13 protein-coding genes and 1 pseudogene are annotated in these 15,605 nt (G+C 73.7%); 6 read left to right on the top strand and 8 right to left on the bottom strand.

Translation table 11 applies throughout. From position 1 onward, the window contains the following. Positions 1–83 precede the first annotated feature (83 nt). Positions 84–944, bottom strand: a complete 861-nt coding sequence (locus NWP10_RS01520) for a ParA family protein (RefSeq protein ID WP_258299653.1) — start codon at positions 942–944, stop codon at positions 84–86. A gap of 238 nt (positions 945–1,182) precedes the next feature. Next, a complete protein-coding gene (locus NWP10_RS01525) occupies positions 1,183–2,598 on the bottom strand; it encodes a cation:dicarboxylate symporter family transporter (protein WP_258299644.1) in 1,416 nt (471 codons plus the stop codon). Between the two features lie 187 nt (positions 2,599–2,785). On the opposite strand from NWP10_RS01525, the gene NWP10_RS01530 reads away from it, so the two are divergent. Beyond that, positions 2,786–4,411, top strand: a complete 1,626-nt coding sequence (locus NWP10_RS01530) for an ATP-binding protein (RefSeq protein WP_258299645.1) — start codon at positions 2,786–2,788, stop codon at positions 4,409–4,411. Beyond that, a complete protein-coding gene (locus NWP10_RS01535) occupies positions 4,408–5,124 on the top strand; it encodes a response regulator (protein WP_258299646.1) in 717 nt (238 codons plus the stop codon). Before NWP10_RS01530 ends, NWP10_RS01535 begins: the two co-directional genes overlap by 4 nt. A gap of 7 nt (positions 5,125–5,131) precedes the next feature. On the opposite strand, the gene NWP10_RS01540 is transcribed toward NWP10_RS01535, so the two are convergent. Next, positions 5,132–7,087, bottom strand: a complete 1,956-nt coding sequence (locus NWP10_RS01540; protein WP_258299647.1) for an AMP-binding protein — start codon at positions 7,085–7,087, stop codon at positions 5,132–5,134. A gap of 205 nt (positions 7,088–7,292) precedes the next feature. Between NWP10_RS01540 and NWP10_RS01545 the strand changes: the two genes are divergently transcribed. Genes NWP10_RS01545 through NWP10_RS01560 form a run of 4 tightly spaced genes read left to right on the top strand, consistent with a single transcriptional unit; the run spans position 7,293 to position 11,649 of the window. Beyond that, positions 7,293–7,982, top strand: a complete 690-nt coding sequence (locus NWP10_RS01545; RefSeq protein WP_258299648.1) for a GntR family transcriptional regulator — start codon at positions 7,293–7,295, stop codon at positions 7,980–7,982. Beyond that, positions 7,979–9,505, top strand: coding sequence for an MmgE/PrpD family protein (locus tag NWP10_RS01550; protein WP_017489411.1), 1,527 nt, complete (start codon positions 7,979–7,981; stop codon positions 9,503–9,505). The genes NWP10_RS01545 and NWP10_RS01550 overlap by 4 nt, the downstream gene beginning before the upstream one ends. After that, positions 9,505–10,443: a methylisocitrate lyase gene (gene prpB, locus NWP10_RS01555; protein ID WP_017489410.1), complete on the top strand. Its 939-nt coding sequence runs from the start codon at positions 9,505–9,507 to the stop codon at positions 10,441–10,443. Before NWP10_RS01550 ends, prpB begins: the two co-directional genes overlap by 1 nt. Positions 10,444–10,503: 60 nt before the next feature. Further along, a complete protein-coding gene (locus tag NWP10_RS01560; RefSeq protein ID WP_017489409.1) occupies positions 10,504–11,649 on the top strand; it encodes a bifunctional 2-methylcitrate synthase/citrate synthase in 1,146 nt (381 codons plus the stop codon). Between the two features lie 382 nt (positions 11,650–12,031). Here the strand turns inward: NWP10_RS01560 and NWP10_RS01565 are convergent, their stop codons facing one another. From NWP10_RS01565 to NWP10_RS01585, 5 genes and pseudogenes are all read right to left on the bottom strand, one after another. After that, the gene (locus tag NWP10_RS01565; RefSeq protein ID WP_258299649.1) at positions 12,032–13,189 is read right to left on the bottom strand and encodes a hypothetical protein; all 1,158 of its coding nucleotides are present in this window, start codon (positions 13,187–13,189) and stop codon (positions 12,032–12,034) included. Further along, complete coding sequence (locus tag NWP10_RS01570; RefSeq protein ID WP_258299650.1) at positions 13,186–13,581, bottom strand: PadR family transcriptional regulator; 396 nt, start codon at positions 13,579–13,581, stop codon at positions 13,186–13,188. Before NWP10_RS01570 ends, NWP10_RS01565 begins: the two co-directional genes overlap by 4 nt. Positions 13,582–13,781: 200 nt before the next feature. Continuing rightward, entirely contained in the window at positions 13,782–14,417 is a 636-nt protein-coding gene (locus tag NWP10_RS01575) for an energy-coupling factor transporter transmembrane component T (RefSeq protein ID WP_258299651.1), read from the bottom strand. Then, the gene (locus NWP10_RS01580) at positions 14,414–15,226 is read right to left on the bottom strand and encodes an energy-coupling factor ABC transporter ATP-binding protein (protein ID WP_258299652.1); all 813 of its coding nucleotides are present in this window, start codon (positions 15,224–15,226) and stop codon (positions 14,414–14,416) included. Before NWP10_RS01580 ends, NWP10_RS01575 begins: the two co-directional genes overlap by 4 nt. Before the next feature lie 13 nt (positions 15,227–15,239). Beyond that, positions 15,240–15,605: pseudogene (locus tag NWP10_RS01585) on the bottom strand (acetyl-CoA C-acyltransferase); the annotation flags it as partial.

Consider the following 15,605-nt stretch of genomic DNA (forward strand, 5'->3'; position numbering starts at 1 on the left):
GTCCGGGGACGACGACGGCCCGGGTCCCCGCGGGGATCCGGGCCGTGGTGCGCGGGGCGGCGCGGCCGCCTACGCCTGGAGGATCAGGGCGCGCCGCCGCGGCAGATGAGCTCGCGGGCGAGCTGGCGGTAGGCCTTGGCTCCGTCGTGGTTCTCGGCGAACAGGGTGATGGGCGTGGCCGCCACGGTCGCGTCGGCGAACTTGATGGAGCGCTTGATCACGGTCTCGAACACCTTGTCCCCGAAGCCGGCCACGAGCGAGCCCACGACCTCCTTGGAGTGCAGGGTGCGCTGGTCGAACATGGTGGCCAGGACGCCGTCGATCTCCAGGTCCGGGTTCAGGCGGTCCTGGACCTTCTCGATGGTCTCCACGAGCAGCGCCACCGCGCGCAGGGCGAAGAACTCCGCGGTGAGCGGGATGATCACGCCGTGGGAGGCGGTCAGCGCGTTCACGGTGAGCAGGCCGAGGGAGGGCTGGCAGTCGATGAGGACCACGTCGTAGTCGTCCCGCACCTGGCGCAGCGCCCGCTCGAGCACCTGCTCGCGGGCCACCTCGTTGACCAGCTGGACCTCGGCCGCGGACAGGTCGATGTTCGCCGGCAGCAGGTCCATGCCCTCGAAGGGGGTGGGCAGGATGGCGTCCCGCGCGGTGACGGAGCGCTCCATGAGCACGTTGTAGACGGTGGTCTCCAAGTCGTGCGGGTTCGCGCCGAGGCCGGCGGAGAGCGCGCCCTGCGGGTCGAAGTCCACCATGAGCACCCTGCGGCCGTAGCCGGCGAGCGCGGCGCCGAGGTTGATGGTGGAGGTGGTCTTCCCGACCCCGCCCTTCTGATTCACCATCGAGATGATCCGGGCCGGGCCGTGCGAGCTCAGCGGCGCGGGCTCCGGGAAGTCGTGCTTGGGGCGTCCGGTCGGCCCGAGCACGGGCTCGCCGTGGATCGTCATCACGGGGATCGGTTCTCTCGAGGTCACGGCGGCGCCGGCTCCTTCCAGGCTGGTCTGCACGCCCGGCCCGCGGGCCGCGGGGTCCCGCGGTCGCCGCGGGCGGCGTGTCCTTCTCGTCCCCCACCCTAGTGCCTGGCACGGGGCGGACGACGGCGGGGCCGGGGCGACGGGCCTCTCGGACCCGCCTCCCCGGCCCCGCAGGGCGGCGGCGACGCCGCGCGTCGCCGTGTTCAGGCGCTCAGCGCACCGGCCCGCGACCGGCGTCGGCCGCCATCGAGACGTTCAGGCTCGAGCCGGGGTGGCCCTCGTAGGCCTGCTCGGCGATGGTCGGGGACTCGTGCGGGTCGATCGGGGCGCCGTCGTGGCCGGCCACCGCGGCCTCGTCGAACTTCAGCTCGCCGGAGAGGGCCTGGCGGGCGCGGGCGCCGTCGAGCTCGCCCACCCACTTGCCGATCAGCAGGGTGGCCACCGCGTTGCCGGTGAAGTTGGTCAGGGCGCGGGCCTCGGACATGAACTTGTCGATGCCCACGATCACGCCCATGCCGCCGAGCAGCTCGGGGCGGTGCGCCTGCAGGCCGGCGGCCAGGGTGGCCATGCCCGCGCCGGTGACGCCGGCGGCGCCCTTGGAGGCGATGATCATGAAGACCAGCAGGCCGATCTGCTCGCCGAGGTTCATCTCCATGCCCATGGCGTTCGAGACGAAGAGCGCGGCCATGGTCAGGTAGATGGCGGTGCCGTCCAGGTTGAAGGAGTAGCCGGTGGGCACGGTCACGCCCACCACGGACTTGTCCACGCCGGCGTGCTCCATCTTGGCGATCAGGCGCGGCAGGGCGGTCTCGGAGGAGCTGGTGGCGAAGATCAGCAGGTACTCGCGGCCCAGGTACTTCATCAGGGACAGGATGCTCAGGCCGGTGACGACCTTGAGGATGGTGCCCAGCACCACCACGATGAACAGCAGGCAGGTGAGGTAGAAGGCGCCCATGAGCAGCGCCATGGCGCCGATAGCGGACCAGCCGGTGGAGCCCACGACGGCGGCGATCGCGCCGAACGCGCCGATCGGGGCCACCCACATCACCATCATCAGGATGCGGAACACCACGCCCTGGATCAGGGTCAGCCCGCGCAGCAGCGGGGCGCCCGCCGGGCCCATCTGCTGGAGCGCGAAGCCCACGAGCAGGGCCACGAACAGCGTGGGCAGCACCGGCAGGGAGCCGGGGATGATGTCCAGCAGGAACTGGACGGTGCCGTCCAGCTCGGCCTTGGGCTTGTTCGGGTCGTACGGGGTGAGCTTGAGGCCCTCGCCCGGGTGCACCAGGTTGCCCACCACCAGGCCGACGCCCAGCGCGAACGTGGACATGGCGATGAAGTAGGCCAGGGCGATGCCGCCCACGCGGCCGACGGTGGCGGCCTTGGCGATCGAGCCGACGCCGAGGGCGATGGTGCAGAAGATGACCGGGCCGATCATCATCTTGATCAGGGAGACGAACCCGTCGCCCACGGGCTTGAGGGACTTGCCGAACTCGGGGAACAGCAGGCCGACGGCGGTGCCGAGCACCACGGAGGCGATCACGGCGATGTAGAGCCAGTGGGTGCGGTCCTTCTTCTTCGCCGGGGCCGGCGGGGCCGAGGTCTCGGCCGGTGGGATGTGCGCCATGGGGCGTTCCGTTCTGTGCGGTGGTGGGGCGCCGCCGAACAGTCCGCAGCGGCGCGGGAGGGATGTGACCACTCTCGCGGGCCGGGGTGGCGTCGGTCACGATTGCGGTCATAGTGGTCACGGCGGCCCGCGGGCTGCAGGATCGTGGGAGCGGACCGGCGCGTCGCCGGCCCGAGGAAGGAGAGGCATGCGCCACCCGTGGTCGATCGCCCGGCGGATCGCCGTGGTCCACGTGGCGCTCGTGGCGGCCATCGCCCTGTTCAGCGTGTGGAGCGCCTACCTCCAGGCCCGCGAGGTGGCCCTGCGCGTCGAGGAGCGCCACGTCCAGGGCGTCACCACCCTCGTGGCGCGCGACCCCGCGCTCGTCTCGGCCCTGCGGGTCGGTGACGTCTCCGCCCTGCAGGCCGGGATCGACGGCTGGATCGCCGAGGCGCAGGTCTCATGGCTGACCGTGATGGATCCGGACGGGATGCGGTTGGCGAGCTGGCGCCCCGAGCAGGTCGGCGTCCGCTATCCGAGGCCGGTGGACGCCGTCGTCGCCGGAGACACCGTCGTGGAGCTCTCGAGCACCGGTGCGGCGGGCCGTTCAGTGCGCGCGCTTGCGCCGGTCCTGGACCCGGAGGACGGCACCGTCCTGGGCGTGGTCACGATGGGCGTGCAGATCTCCGACGTCACCATCATGGCCGAGGCGCAGATCCCCGGCATCCTGCTGGGCTCGGCCGCCGTGGCCGCCGTCGGCCTGCTCGTCGCGTGGCTCGTGGGCCGGTATCTGAACCGGGTGACGCTCGGACGCGGCCCCGAGCAGATCGCCGAACAGTTCCTGCTGGCGGAGACGGCCATGGACTCGCTCGAGGCCGGCGTGGTGGTCCTCGCCCCGGACGGGCGGGTCCGCCTGCACAACGACGCCGCGGCGCGCCTGCTCGGCTGGGAGGACACGGGCGAGCCTCGACTGCCCACCGAGGTCTCCGCGGCCCTGCCGAGCGCGGTCAGCGGCGAGGCGAGCCTCGCCGTCGGCGGGCGGGTCCTGGTGATGCAGCAGCGTGTCGTGCGGGCTCCCGGCCGTTCCGACCCCGGCGGGTCGGTCCCGCCGACGGCCCTCGCCGCGGCCGCCCGCGAGGGCGTGACCACCGCCCCTTCGGGATCGCGCGTGCTCGTCCTGCACGACCGCACCGACCTGCAGCGGCTCGGCGACGAGCTCACCGTGGCCCACACCCTGACCACGGCACTGCGCGCGCAGACGCACGAGCACGCCAACCAGCTGCACACCGCGCTCGCCCTGCTGGACTCGGACCGGCTCGACGCGGCCCGGGCCGTCCTCTCCCGCCGGGCCGGGGGCGCGTCCGCGACCGACGACGTCGTCGCCGCCCTGCTGGACGCCAAGGCGGCCCAGGCCCGCGAGCGCGGGGTGGCGCTCGCCTGGTCCGCGGACCTCACGGCCCCCTCCCCCCTGTCCCCGCTGGACCTGCTCACGGTCCTGGGCAACCTCGTGGACAACGCCCTCGACGCCGCGGCCGGCCCGGACACGGCCGAGGACGGCCGCTGGGTGGACGTCGAGGTGGCCTCGGACGAGGGCGGGCTGCTGGTGCAGGTGGCCGACGGCGGACCGGGCCCGGCCCCGCAGGACCGTCAGCGGCTCTTCGAGCGCGGCTGGTCCACCAAGCCCGCCGGCGCCGCGGGCCGCGGCATGGGGCTGTGGCTGACCCGGCGGATCGCCGAGGAGGCCGGCGGCGTCGCCGACGTCGCCACGGACTCGGGGACCGTGTTCACCGTGGAGGTGCCCCCGGCGGCGGAGCCCGAGGCAGGGACGGCGTGAGCGCGCGCCCCTACCGCGTGCTCGTCGTCGAGGACGAGGCGCTCACCGCCCAGACGTACGTGGACCACCTGCACCGGCTGCCCGGGTTCGAGGTGGCCGCGGTGGCCGGCTCCCTCCTGGAGGCGCGCAAGGTGACGGCGGCCGGCCTGCACGCGGACGGCCGGTTCCCCTTCGACGTGGTGCTGCTGGACATGAACCTGCCGGACGGGCACGGCCTGGACTTCCTCCAGCAGCTGCGCGGCGCCGGCTTCCACGGCGGCGTCCTGGCCCTCACGGCCGCCACGGACCTGCCGGTGCTGCGCCGGGCCGTGGCCTACGGGGTGGTCCAGTACCTCGTGAAGCCGTTCGGCTTCGACGAGTTCGCCGCCCGGCTCGGCGGCTTCCGGGCCGCCTCCGCCCTGCTGGCCGGCGGCGGCGCGCTCGAGGGCCAGGAGCAGGTGGACGCCGTGTTCCGGGTCTCCCGCGAGCGCCGCGCCGAGGAGCTGCCGAAGGGGCTCACGGAGGGAACGCTGCGCGAGGTCGTGGGCCTGCTCGGCGCGGACCCCGGGCGCGGGCACAGCGCTGCCGAGGTCGGCGAGCGGCTGGGCATCTCCCGGGTGACGGCGCGGCGCTACCTCGAGCACCTCGAGCGGATCCGCCGGGTGCGGCGCTCGGCCCGGCACGGCGGCCGCGGCCGGCCCGAGCAGGAGTACCGCTGGGCCGGCCGCGCGTGAGCGGGGCTCAGCGGGCCGGGCGCAGCACCCCGGCCAGGGCCTCGAGCACGGCGGAGTCCTCGATGGTCGAGGGCACCGAATACTCCTCGCCGTCGGCCATCTGGCGCATGGTCTTGCGCAGGATCTTGCCGGAGCGGGTCTTGGGCAGCGCGTCCACCACGACGACGTCGCGGAAGTCCGCCACCGGGCCCACCTCGCGGCGCACCGCCTGGCGCAGCTCGTCCAGGAGCGCGGCCTCAGCCTTGGAGCCGGGCTCGGGCGTCTCGACGCCGGACTTGAGGACCACGTAGCCCGAGGGCCGCTGGCCCTTGAGCGGGTCCGCGACGCCGATCACGGCGCACTCGGCCACCGCCGGGTGGGAGGCCAGGGCGGCCTCGAGGACGCCCGTGGACAGCCGGTGGCCGGAGACGTTGATGACGTCATCGGTGCGCCCGAGCACGAACACGTAGCCGTCCTCGTCCACGACGCCGGAGTCACCGGTCGCGTAGTGGCCGGGGAACGCGCTGAGGTAGGAGTCGATGTAGCGCTGGTCGTCGCCCCACAGGGTGGGCAGGGTGCCCGGGGGCAGCGGCAGGCGCAGGGCGATGTTGCCCTCGGTCCCGGCCGGCACGGGCTCGCCCAGGCCGTCCAGGACGACGAGATCGACGCCCGGCGAGGGCACCGAGGACGAGCCGATCTTCACCGGAAGCTGTTCCAGGCCCACCGGGTTCGCCGCGATGGCCCAGCCGGTCTCGGTCTGCCACCAGTGGTCGATCACCGGCATGCCCAGCAGGCCCTCGATCCACCGCTGCGTCTCCGGGTCCAGGCGCTCGCCCGCGGCGAAGAAGTGCCGCAGGGAGGACAGGTCGTGGTCCTGGAGCAGCTCGCCCTCGGGGTCGGCGCGGCGGATCGCGCGCAGCGCCGTGGGGGCCGTGAAGAAGGAGCGCACGCCGTGGTCCTCGATGAGCCGCCAGAACGCGCCGGCGTCGGGGGTGCCCACGGGCTTGCCCTCGTACATGACCGTGGTGGCCCCGGCCAGCAGCGGGCCGTAGACGATGTAGGAGTGCCCCACGACCCAGCCCACATCCGAGGCCGTGCACATCGCCTGCCCCGGGCCGACGTCGTAGATGTTCTCCATGGTCCAGCGCAGGGCGACGGCGTGGCCCCCGTTGTCCCGGACGACGCCCTTCGGCTTGCCCGTGGTGCCCGAGGTGTAGAGCACGTACAGCGGGTCGGTGGCCTGCACCGGGACGCAGTCGGCCGGCTCGGCGGCCGCGACGGCCTCGCCCCAGTCCTCCCAGCTCGCGCCCCCGCGCCCGGCAACGTCCGCCAGGGAGGTCTCGAAGCCCTCGCGGTGGTGGACCAGCACCGTGCGCACGGGGTGCGCGGCGGTCTCGAGCGCCTCGGCCACGGCGGGCAGGTATTCGACCCGGCGCTTGGGCTCGATGCCGCCGGAGCAGGTGAGCACGACGTCGGGGGCGGCGTCGTCGATGCGGGAGGCGAGCTCGCGCGGGGCGAAGCCGCCGAAGACCACGGAGTGCACCGCACCGAGTCGTGCGCACGCCAGCATCGCGATGTGGGCCTGCGGGATCATCGGCAGGTACACGAGGACGCGGTCGCCCTTGCCGACGCCGCGTGCGGCCAGGGCGCCGGCCAGGCGGGCCACCGCGTCCGTGAGCTCGGCGTACGTGAAGCGGGTGACCTCGCCGGTCATCGCGGAGTCGTGGACCAGGGCGACGGCGTCCCCGCGGCCCGCCTCGACGTGCCGGTCCAGGCAGTTGAAGGCGGTGTTCAACTCGCCGTCCGGGAACCAGCGGTACAGGGGCGCGGCGGAGTCGTCGAGGGCGCGCGTCGGGGGCACCGTCCAGTCGATGGCCTCGGCCGCCTCGAGCCAGAACCCCTCGGGATCGTGCAGGGAGCGGGCGTGGGCGGCGGCGTAGGCGCCGGAGGGGCGGGATTCGGTGGGGGCATCATGGGTCGCCATGCGCTCAGGGTAGTGCTGTGCATCACACAGGCACAAGAGATGTGTATACATTTCGGCGACCCGGGGAGGACCGCGGCCCGCCGCCCCCGACGGCGGCGCTCCGGAGAACCGTGGGGCAACTCCCCCGAACCGGCGGCCCCTGCGGCGGACACGCGCGCCGATCCGCCCCTCCCCATCGAGGAGACCGTGTGTATACACTGAGGGCATGCGAGCGAGTGAGCGGGCGTACCAGGCCCTGAGGGCGGAGATCCTCGACTGGTCCCTGCCCCCGGGCGCCGGACTGGGCGAGGTGGAGCAGGCGGAGCGCCTGGGCATCTCGCGCACCCCGGTGCGCGAGGCGCTCTCCCGCCTGGTGGCCGACGGCCTCGCCGAGCAGGCGCCCGGCCGGGGCACCGTCGTCGCCGACCTGTCCATGGAGCAGGCCGACCAGCTGTTCGACCTGCGGATTGCCCTCGAGTCCCTGCTGGCCCGCCGGGCCGCGCAGCGGGCCACCCCGGAGACCGCGGCCCGGTTCACCGCCCTGGCGGCCCGCTTCCAGGAGGCCGGGGAGGCGCTGCGCGCCGGCACCGACCCCGCCGACTACTACGCGATGACCGCCGAGCTGGACGCGATCCTCGACGAGGCCGCGGCCAACCCCTACCTCGTGTCCACGCTGCGCACCCTGCGCCTGCACCTGGCCCGGCTGCGCCGGCTCGCCGCGGACGACCCCGCCCGCCTGGCGACCTCCGCCGCCGAGCACGCGGACATCGCGGACGCCGTCGGCTCCGGCGCCGCCGACCTGGCGGAGGCGACCACCCGCGTCCACCTCCACCACGCCTTCCATCACCTGACGCGGCGCACCCGCGCCGACGAGACCCCGACCCTGCTGTCCCCCACCGAAGGAGACCGACCATGAAGAACCATCACGTGCGCGTGCACCGCTCCGAGGAGAACCTCGAGCGCAAGGACCAGCTGGCCTGGAAGCTGGCCGAGGTGGCCGTCGACGACGTCGAGGTGCTGCCCGAGGTCGAGGAGATGATCGTCAACCGCATCATCGACAACGCCTCCGTGGCCGTCGCCTCCCTCCAGCGCGGCCCCATCGTCGCCGCCCGCGCCCAGGCCCTGTCCCACCCCGTCTCCACCGGCGGCGCCGGCGCCACCGTGTTCGGCGTCGAGCAGAAGGTCTCCCCCGAGTGGGCCGCCTGGGCCAACGGCGTGGCCGTCCGCGAGCTGGACTACCACGACACGTTCCTGGCCGCCGAGTACTCCCACCCGGGCGACAACATCCCGCCGATCCTCGCCGTCGCCCAGCACGCCGGCCGCTCCGGCAAGGACCTGATCCGCGGCATCGCCACCGGCTACGAGGTCCAGGTGGACCTCGTGAAGTCCATCTGCCTGCACAAGCACAAGATCGACCACGTGGCCCACATCGGCCCGTCCGCCTCCGCCGGCATCGGCACCCTGCTCGGCCTCGACACCGAGACCGTCTTCCAGGCCATCGGACAGGGCCTGCACACCACCACCGCCACCCGCCAGTCCCGCAAGGGCGAGATCTCCACGTGGAAGGCCCACGCCCCCGCGTTCGCCGGCAAGATGGCCGTGGAGGCCGCCGACCGCGCTATGCGCGGCCAGACCTCCCCCGTGCCGATCTACGAGGGCGAGGACGGCGTGATCGCCTGGATGCTCGACGGCCCGGACGCCTCCTACGAGGTCCCGCTGCCCGAGGCCGGCGAGCCCAAGCGCGGCATCCTGGACACCTACACCAAGGAGCACTCGGCCGAGTATCAGGCCCAGGCCTGGATCGACCTCGCCCGCAAGCTGAACAAGGAGCACCCTGAGGCCACCGACCCGGCCAACGTCGAGTCCGTGCTCATCAAGACCTCGCACCACACGCACTACGTGATCGGCTCCGGCGCGAACGACCCGCAGAAGTACGACCCCACGGCCTCCCGCGAGACCCTGGACCACTCGATCCCCTACATCTTCACCGTCGCCCTGCAGGACGGCGCGTGGCACCACGTGGACTCCTACGCCCCGGAGCGCGCCGCCCGCGAGGACACCGTGGCCCTGTGGCACAAGGTGACCACCGTGGAGGACCCCGAGTGGACCCGCCGTTACCACTCCAACGACCTCACGGAGAAGGCCTTCGGCGGCGCCGTGGAGATCACCCTCACGGACGGCACCGTCATCACCGACGAGATCGCCGTGGCGGACGCCCACCCGCTGGGCGCCCGGCCGTTCGCCCGCGAGCAGTACATCCAGAAGTTCCGCACCCTCGCCGAGGGCATCGTCACGAAGGAGGAGCAGGACCGCTTCCTCGACGCCGTGCAGCGCGTCTCCGAGCTCGGCCCGGGCGAGCTGGACCAGCTCAACGTGATGGCCGACCCCGCGTTCCTGTCCCAGGCCGACCTGGACAACGCCCCGAAGGGCCTCTTCTGATGCTGTACTCCACCAAGACCGCCGAGCAGAAGCGCGTGGACCTGCGCGCCGCGCTCGCCGAGGGCGGCGCCCAGCAGTTCCCCGGCGCCTTCACCCCGCTGACCGCGAAGCTCATCCAGGAGAAGGGCTTCCCGGGCGTCTACATCTCCGGCGGCGTCCTCGCCAACGAGCTGGGCCTGCCCGACGTCGGGCTGACCACGCTCACCGAGGTCGCGCTGCGCGGCGGGCAGATCGCCCGGCTCACGGACCTGCCCTGCCTGATCGACGCGGACACGGGCTTCGGCGAGCCGATGAACGTGGCCCGCACCGTGCAGGAGTTCGAGAACGCCGGCCTGGCCGGCTGCCACATCGAGGACCAGTTCAACCCGAAGCGCTGCGGCCACCTGGACGGCAAGAACATGGTGGACCTGGACACGGCGGTCAAGCGCATCGCCGCCGCCGTGGACGCCCGCCGCGACCCGAACTTCCTGATCATGGCGCGCACCGACCTGCGCGCCGTGGAGGGCCTGGACGCCGCGATCGCCCGCATGAAGGCGCTCGTGGAGGCCGGGGCGGACGCGATCTTCCCCGAGGCCCTCAAGGACATCGGCGAGTTCGAGACCGTGTGCCGGGAGCTCGCACCTCTGGGCGTGCCCGTGCTGGCGAACATGACCGAGTTCGGCAAGTCCGAGCTGTTCACCCGGCAGCAGCTGGCCGACGCCGGCGTGGCCATGGTGATCTACCCGGTCACCCTGCTGCGCTCCGCGATGGGCGCCGCCGAGCGGGTGCTCGACGCCATCAAGGACGAGGGCACCCAGGCCTCGCAGGTGGACCAGATGCTCACCCGTGCGCGCCTGTACGAACTCGTGGACTATGAGGGTTACAACGCGTTCGACACCGGCATCTTCAACTTCGACGTCCCCACGCTGGACATCGACGAGAACAACGCCAACCTCTGACACCCGTCACCGCGGCCCGCCCGTGCGCGGGCGGGCCGCCTCCCCTTCAGGAGGGACACCATGACCGAGACCGAGATCAAGAAGGGCCTGGCCGGCGTCGTCGTGGACACCACGGCGATCTCCAAGGTCAACCCGGACACCAACTCCCTGCTCTACCGCGGCTACCCCGTGCAGGACCTCGCGGCGAAGCTGCCGTTCGAGTCCGTCGCGCTGCTGCTGTGGAACGGCGAGCTGCCCACCGACGAGGAGCTGGCCGAGTTCCAGCGCTTCGAGCGCGCCCACCGCGCCCTCGACCCGAAGGTGAAGCAGGCCATCGACCTGCTGCCCACCGACTGCCACCCGATGGACGTCGGCCGCACCGCCGTGTCCGTGCTGGGCGCCAACCACCCGAAGGCGGAGGACTCCTCCCCCGAGGCCGAGCTGGAGAAGGCCAAGGCCCTCTTCGCGGCGTTCCCGGCCGCCGTCGCCTACGACCAGCGCCGCCGCCGCGGCCAGGACGTCGTGGAGTCGCGCGAGGACCTGGACTACTCGCAGAACTTCCTGTGGATGACGTTCGGCGAGGAGGCCGCCCCCGAGGTCGTGGACGCGTTCCGCGTCTCGATGGTGCTCTACGCCGAGCACTCCTTCAACGCGTCCACCTTCACGGCGCGCGTGATCACCTCCACGCTCTCCGACCTGCACTCGGCCGTGACCGGCGCCATCGGCGCCCTCAAGGGCCCGCTGCACGGCGGCGCCAACGAGGCCGTCATGCACACCTTCGACGAGATCGGCATCCGCAAGGAGGAGTCCCGGGAGGACGCCGCCGCCCGTGCGAAGGCGTGGATGGAGGACGCCCTGGCCCAGAAGAAGAAGGTCATGGGCTTCGGCCACCGTGTGTACAAGAACGGCGACTCCCGCGTGCCCACGATGAAGGCCGCGCTGGACCGCATGATCGAGCACTACGGCCGCGAGGAGATGCTCGGGCTGTACGACGGCCTGCAGTCCGCGATGGACGAGGCCAAGCAGATCAAGCCGAACCTCGACTACCCGGCCGGCCCGACCTACCACCTGATGGGCTTCGACACGGAGATGTTCACCCCGCTGTTCATCGCCTCGCGCATCACGGGCTGGACCGCCCACATCATGGAGCAGCGCGCCGCGAACGCGCTGATCCGCCCGCTCTCGGCCTACGACGGCCCCGAGCAGCGGGAGCTGCCGGCGGGCTGAGCCTCGTGAGCGGCGGTCGGGGCGACGTGTCGGAGGTGTAGACGCAGATCACCTCCGGCAAGTCGCCCCATTCGCTCGCGGTGCGGTGCCCGCACCCCGCGCGCACGACGACGGCGGGTCGCCCCGGGTGGGGCGGCCCGCCGTCGTCGTGTCGTCATCCGTGCGATGCCCTCGCAGAGTGGTCACGACACGCCGCGTCCTCGGGAGGGAGACGGCGTGTCGTGACCACCCTGCGCAGGGGCGGCGCGGGCAGAGACCGGCAACGGCCCCCGTTGCGCTCACGACTCGCCGTCCGGGATTCCTGCACGCGGCGAGTCGTGAGCGCAACGCCGGGGCCGGACACCCGGCGCAGTGACGGGAGCAGTGACGGGCCGCGCGGCGGTCAGCGCCCGCCCGCGCCCGGCGCGCCGGCATCACGACGACGCACGGCGGCCCGGTACTCTCGCCACGACACGCCCACCAACAGCGCGAGGGCCAGGATCTGCGCGATGCTCCACGCATCGATCCCGCCGTCCTCGACTGCCCCGGCGATGTTCGTGAGCACCACCAGCCCGGCGAGAGCGGTGAAGAACCACGCCATCCGGCGCTTCCCGGCGACGCCGTCCTTCGCGAAGCGCGAGGCGTACCCCGCCGGCGCGCCGAACTCCTCGGCCAGCGGGCGGCCTGCGTCGGCGGCGTGGGCCTGCGCCTCCCGGACGATCTCGCGGATCCGCGCGTCGGACAGCTGCATGCGCAGGCGCAGGGTGCCGGCCAGCTCGCGGACCCAGGCGTCGTCGTCGAGGGGGTCGGCGGAACCGGTGGCCGCGGGACGCGCCTCGGGCAGGACCCGGTTCGCGAGCCACGCGAGCCCGGCGTGGACCGGGGCGAGCGCGAGCAGCCAGAAGGTGCTGCCGGTGAACAGCGTCGCGGTCCCCTGGCCCATCACCAGCCACCAGGCCAGCCCGCCGACCGCCACGACGAACGCGCTTACCGCGGCCAGTCCGGCGACGAGCCGAGAGGTCCGCGGGAGCAGCCGCTCCCACAGCGTCATGGCGCCGACGCCCAGCAGCGACATCAGCCCCGGGGCCAGGAGCAGCCCCCACGAGTAGTCCGTGGTGAGCCCGTCCCGGACGAGCCAGACCACAAAGAACAGGACGCTGATCACGGCGGCCACGGTGAAGCCCACGACGGGGACGTCCCGCCAGGAGGCGTCCGGGGTGGAGTCCACGATCGGCTCCCCGGCCTCCGCCGCGTCGGCCCGCATCTGCGCGGCGAACTCGACGGGGGTGCCGAAGAGCTCGTCCGGGCCTTCGTCGCTCTGGGCCACGGCCGCGGCGGCGCGCCGGAGGTGGCGGCGCGCGGCGGCGGTGGAGACGCCCTCCACGACGAGCACCCCGACGAGGTGCAGGGCCCAGTCCCGGTCCTCCTCGCAGCCGCGGGCCGCGTGCATGGCCTCGATCTCCGGTTCGAGGGAGGCCGGGGCGGACGTGGTCGTGGGCCCGGCGGAGGTGGTCGTGCGCCGCGGGTGGGCGGGGTCGTGGTCGTGATCGTGGGTGCTCATCGGACGGTTCCCTCCTGTGCGGTCCTGCTCGCGGTCGAGCCGAGGTCGGCGAGGGCGGCGCCAAGGCGCTGCCAGTTCGCGACGGCGTCGCCGTAGGCCGCTCGCCCGGCGTCGGTGAGCTCGTAGTCCTTCCGGCCCGGGCCGGCGTCGCCGGGGGCCCAGCGGGCGGTGATGTGGCCGGCCTCCTCGAGGCGGCCGAGCACGGGGTACAGCGAGCCGCCCCGGAGCCGGCCGAAGCCGCGGTCCGCGAGCGCCTGCGCGATGCCGTAGCCGTGCAGCGGTCCGCCCGCGAGGCTGCCGAGGATGGCCGGCTCGAGGGCGGCGCGGACCCAGGCGGAGGGCCAGGCCTCCGGCGCCGTTCCCGACGACGGCCGGTCGGTAGGCTCGTTCATATACCTAGGTATAGCACGTACCTAGATACGGGGGCATCCCCTATTTTTCTGCGGGCGGGGCGCCTCCTGGCCGCGCCGCGTTGCGCTCACGACTCGCCGTGCGGGATTCCTGCACGCGGCGAGTCGTGAGCGCAACGGCGTGCCTGCGGGAGGAAGGCCGGCCCCACCGTCTCCCACCCCGCCTGTCTCCCGCCCCGCGCCTACTCGATGCCGCGGGCGGCGAGCGCGTCGCCGACGTCGTCCGCGTGCTTCACCGAGAGCACGAGCAGCGGCAGCACCCACGCCCAGGGCGCCATGCGCACGCCACGGCTGGCCTGGGCCTGCCGCACCTGCTCGGCCACGGAGCGCAGGTGCCCGATCGAGGCGAGCACCAGGCCCATGGCCAGCCCGACCCGCTCCGGTCGCAGGCCCGCCCGGGCGAGCCGCGGCCCCAGCCACGGGATCCGCTCCACGGGCGCCAGCACCGCCTCGGCCACGCCCACCAGCTCGGCGATCCGCGTGGTCCGCGTGAGCACCTGCGCGGCCAGCACGAGCCCGAGCACGCGGCCCACCATGAGCGTGGCCGCCGTGAGGTCCGCGAACAGCCACTGCGCGGCGAACAGGAACGCGTAGAACGCCCAGAGGGCGCGCAGGTCGCGGCCGAGCATCGCCGCCCCGCGCCGCGGCCCGAAGCCCGTCAGGTACGCGGCCAGCGCCACCCCGACGGCGGCCCCCGCGGTCCACGGGGTCGGCGGCACCAGCGTCACCGCGAGCGCCCACGCCGCGAACAGGGCCAGCTTCAGGCCGGCGGGGGCACGGTGCAGGGGCGAGTCGCCGGGGACGTACAGGGAGATCACGGTCGTGCCTCGACCGACGCCCCGGCCGGATTCCCCGCGGCCGGATCGCCCGCTGCCGGCACGGCCGACTCCGCCGCCACGGCCTCGTCCAGGAACGCCGCGTAGGCGTCCACCACCTCGCCCGCCGGCCCGACCGCCCGCACGCGGCCCTCGTGCACCCACACGGCGTCGTCGCAGGCGCGGGCGAGCTCGAGGTCGTGGGTGACGAGCAGCAGCTGGAACCCGTCGGCGGCGAGCAGCCGGTCCGCGATGATGCGCCGGTGCCGCCCGTCCAGCAGGGAGGTGGGCTCGTCGGCGATCACCAGCCGCGGGCGCCCGGCCATCACGGAGCACATCGCCAGGCGCTGGGCCTGCCCGCCGGACAGGGCGAGGCAGGGCCGCTCGGCGAGCTCGGTGAGCCGGTGCTCGGCGAGCGCCGCGGCCACACGCGCGGCGACGTCGTCCTTCGAGAGCCGCCGGCCGTCGTCGTCCCGGAGCGACTTCACGGTGAGCTCCACGTCCTCGCGGACGGTGGGCATGATGGCCTGCGCGGCCGGGTTGGCGAACACCATCCCGACGACACGGCGCAGCGCCTTCACGTCCCGCACCGCGTCCACGCCGTGCACCGTGACCTCGCCGGCGACGACGTCCACCAGCCCCGCCACGGCGCGCGCCAGCGTGGACTTGCCCGAGCCGTTCTCCCCCACCACGGCGACGCGCTTCGCGGTGAGGTCCAGGTCCACGTCCTGCAGCAGGGCGACGACGCCCTCGGGCCCGTCTGCCTCCACGCGCGCCCCGCGCAGCCTCACGCCCGTCGTCTGCTCCGTCATGCCTCGCATGATCTCAGGCCACCTCCAGCACGAGGGCCACGCCCATGCCGCCGCCCACGGCGCAGGCCACCAGGGCGCTCGACCCCGGCGGGCAGGACTGCAGGCGCCGCACCGCGTGCGTCGCCGCGACGGCGCCCGAGGCGCCCCACGGGTGGCCGAACGCGAGCGCCCCGCCCTCGGCGTTGACGCGCGGGTCCACTCCCCAGTCGTCGGCTCGGGCGGCACCGGCCTCGGCGCTCAGGCCGAGCTCGTCCAGCACGGCCCACACCTGCGCGGCGTACGCCTCCACCACCTCGACGACGGCCACCTCCGCCAGCGCGATGCCCGCGGCGTCCAGCACCTCGCGGACCGCCGCCACCGGTCCGATCCCGGGCAGCGC

The organism is Micrococcus sp. HG099, from assembly GCF_024723355.1.
In the GTDB taxonomy this organism is placed as follows: domain Bacteria; phylum Actinomycetota; class Actinomycetes; order Actinomycetales; family Micrococcaceae; genus Micrococcus; species Micrococcus endophyticus.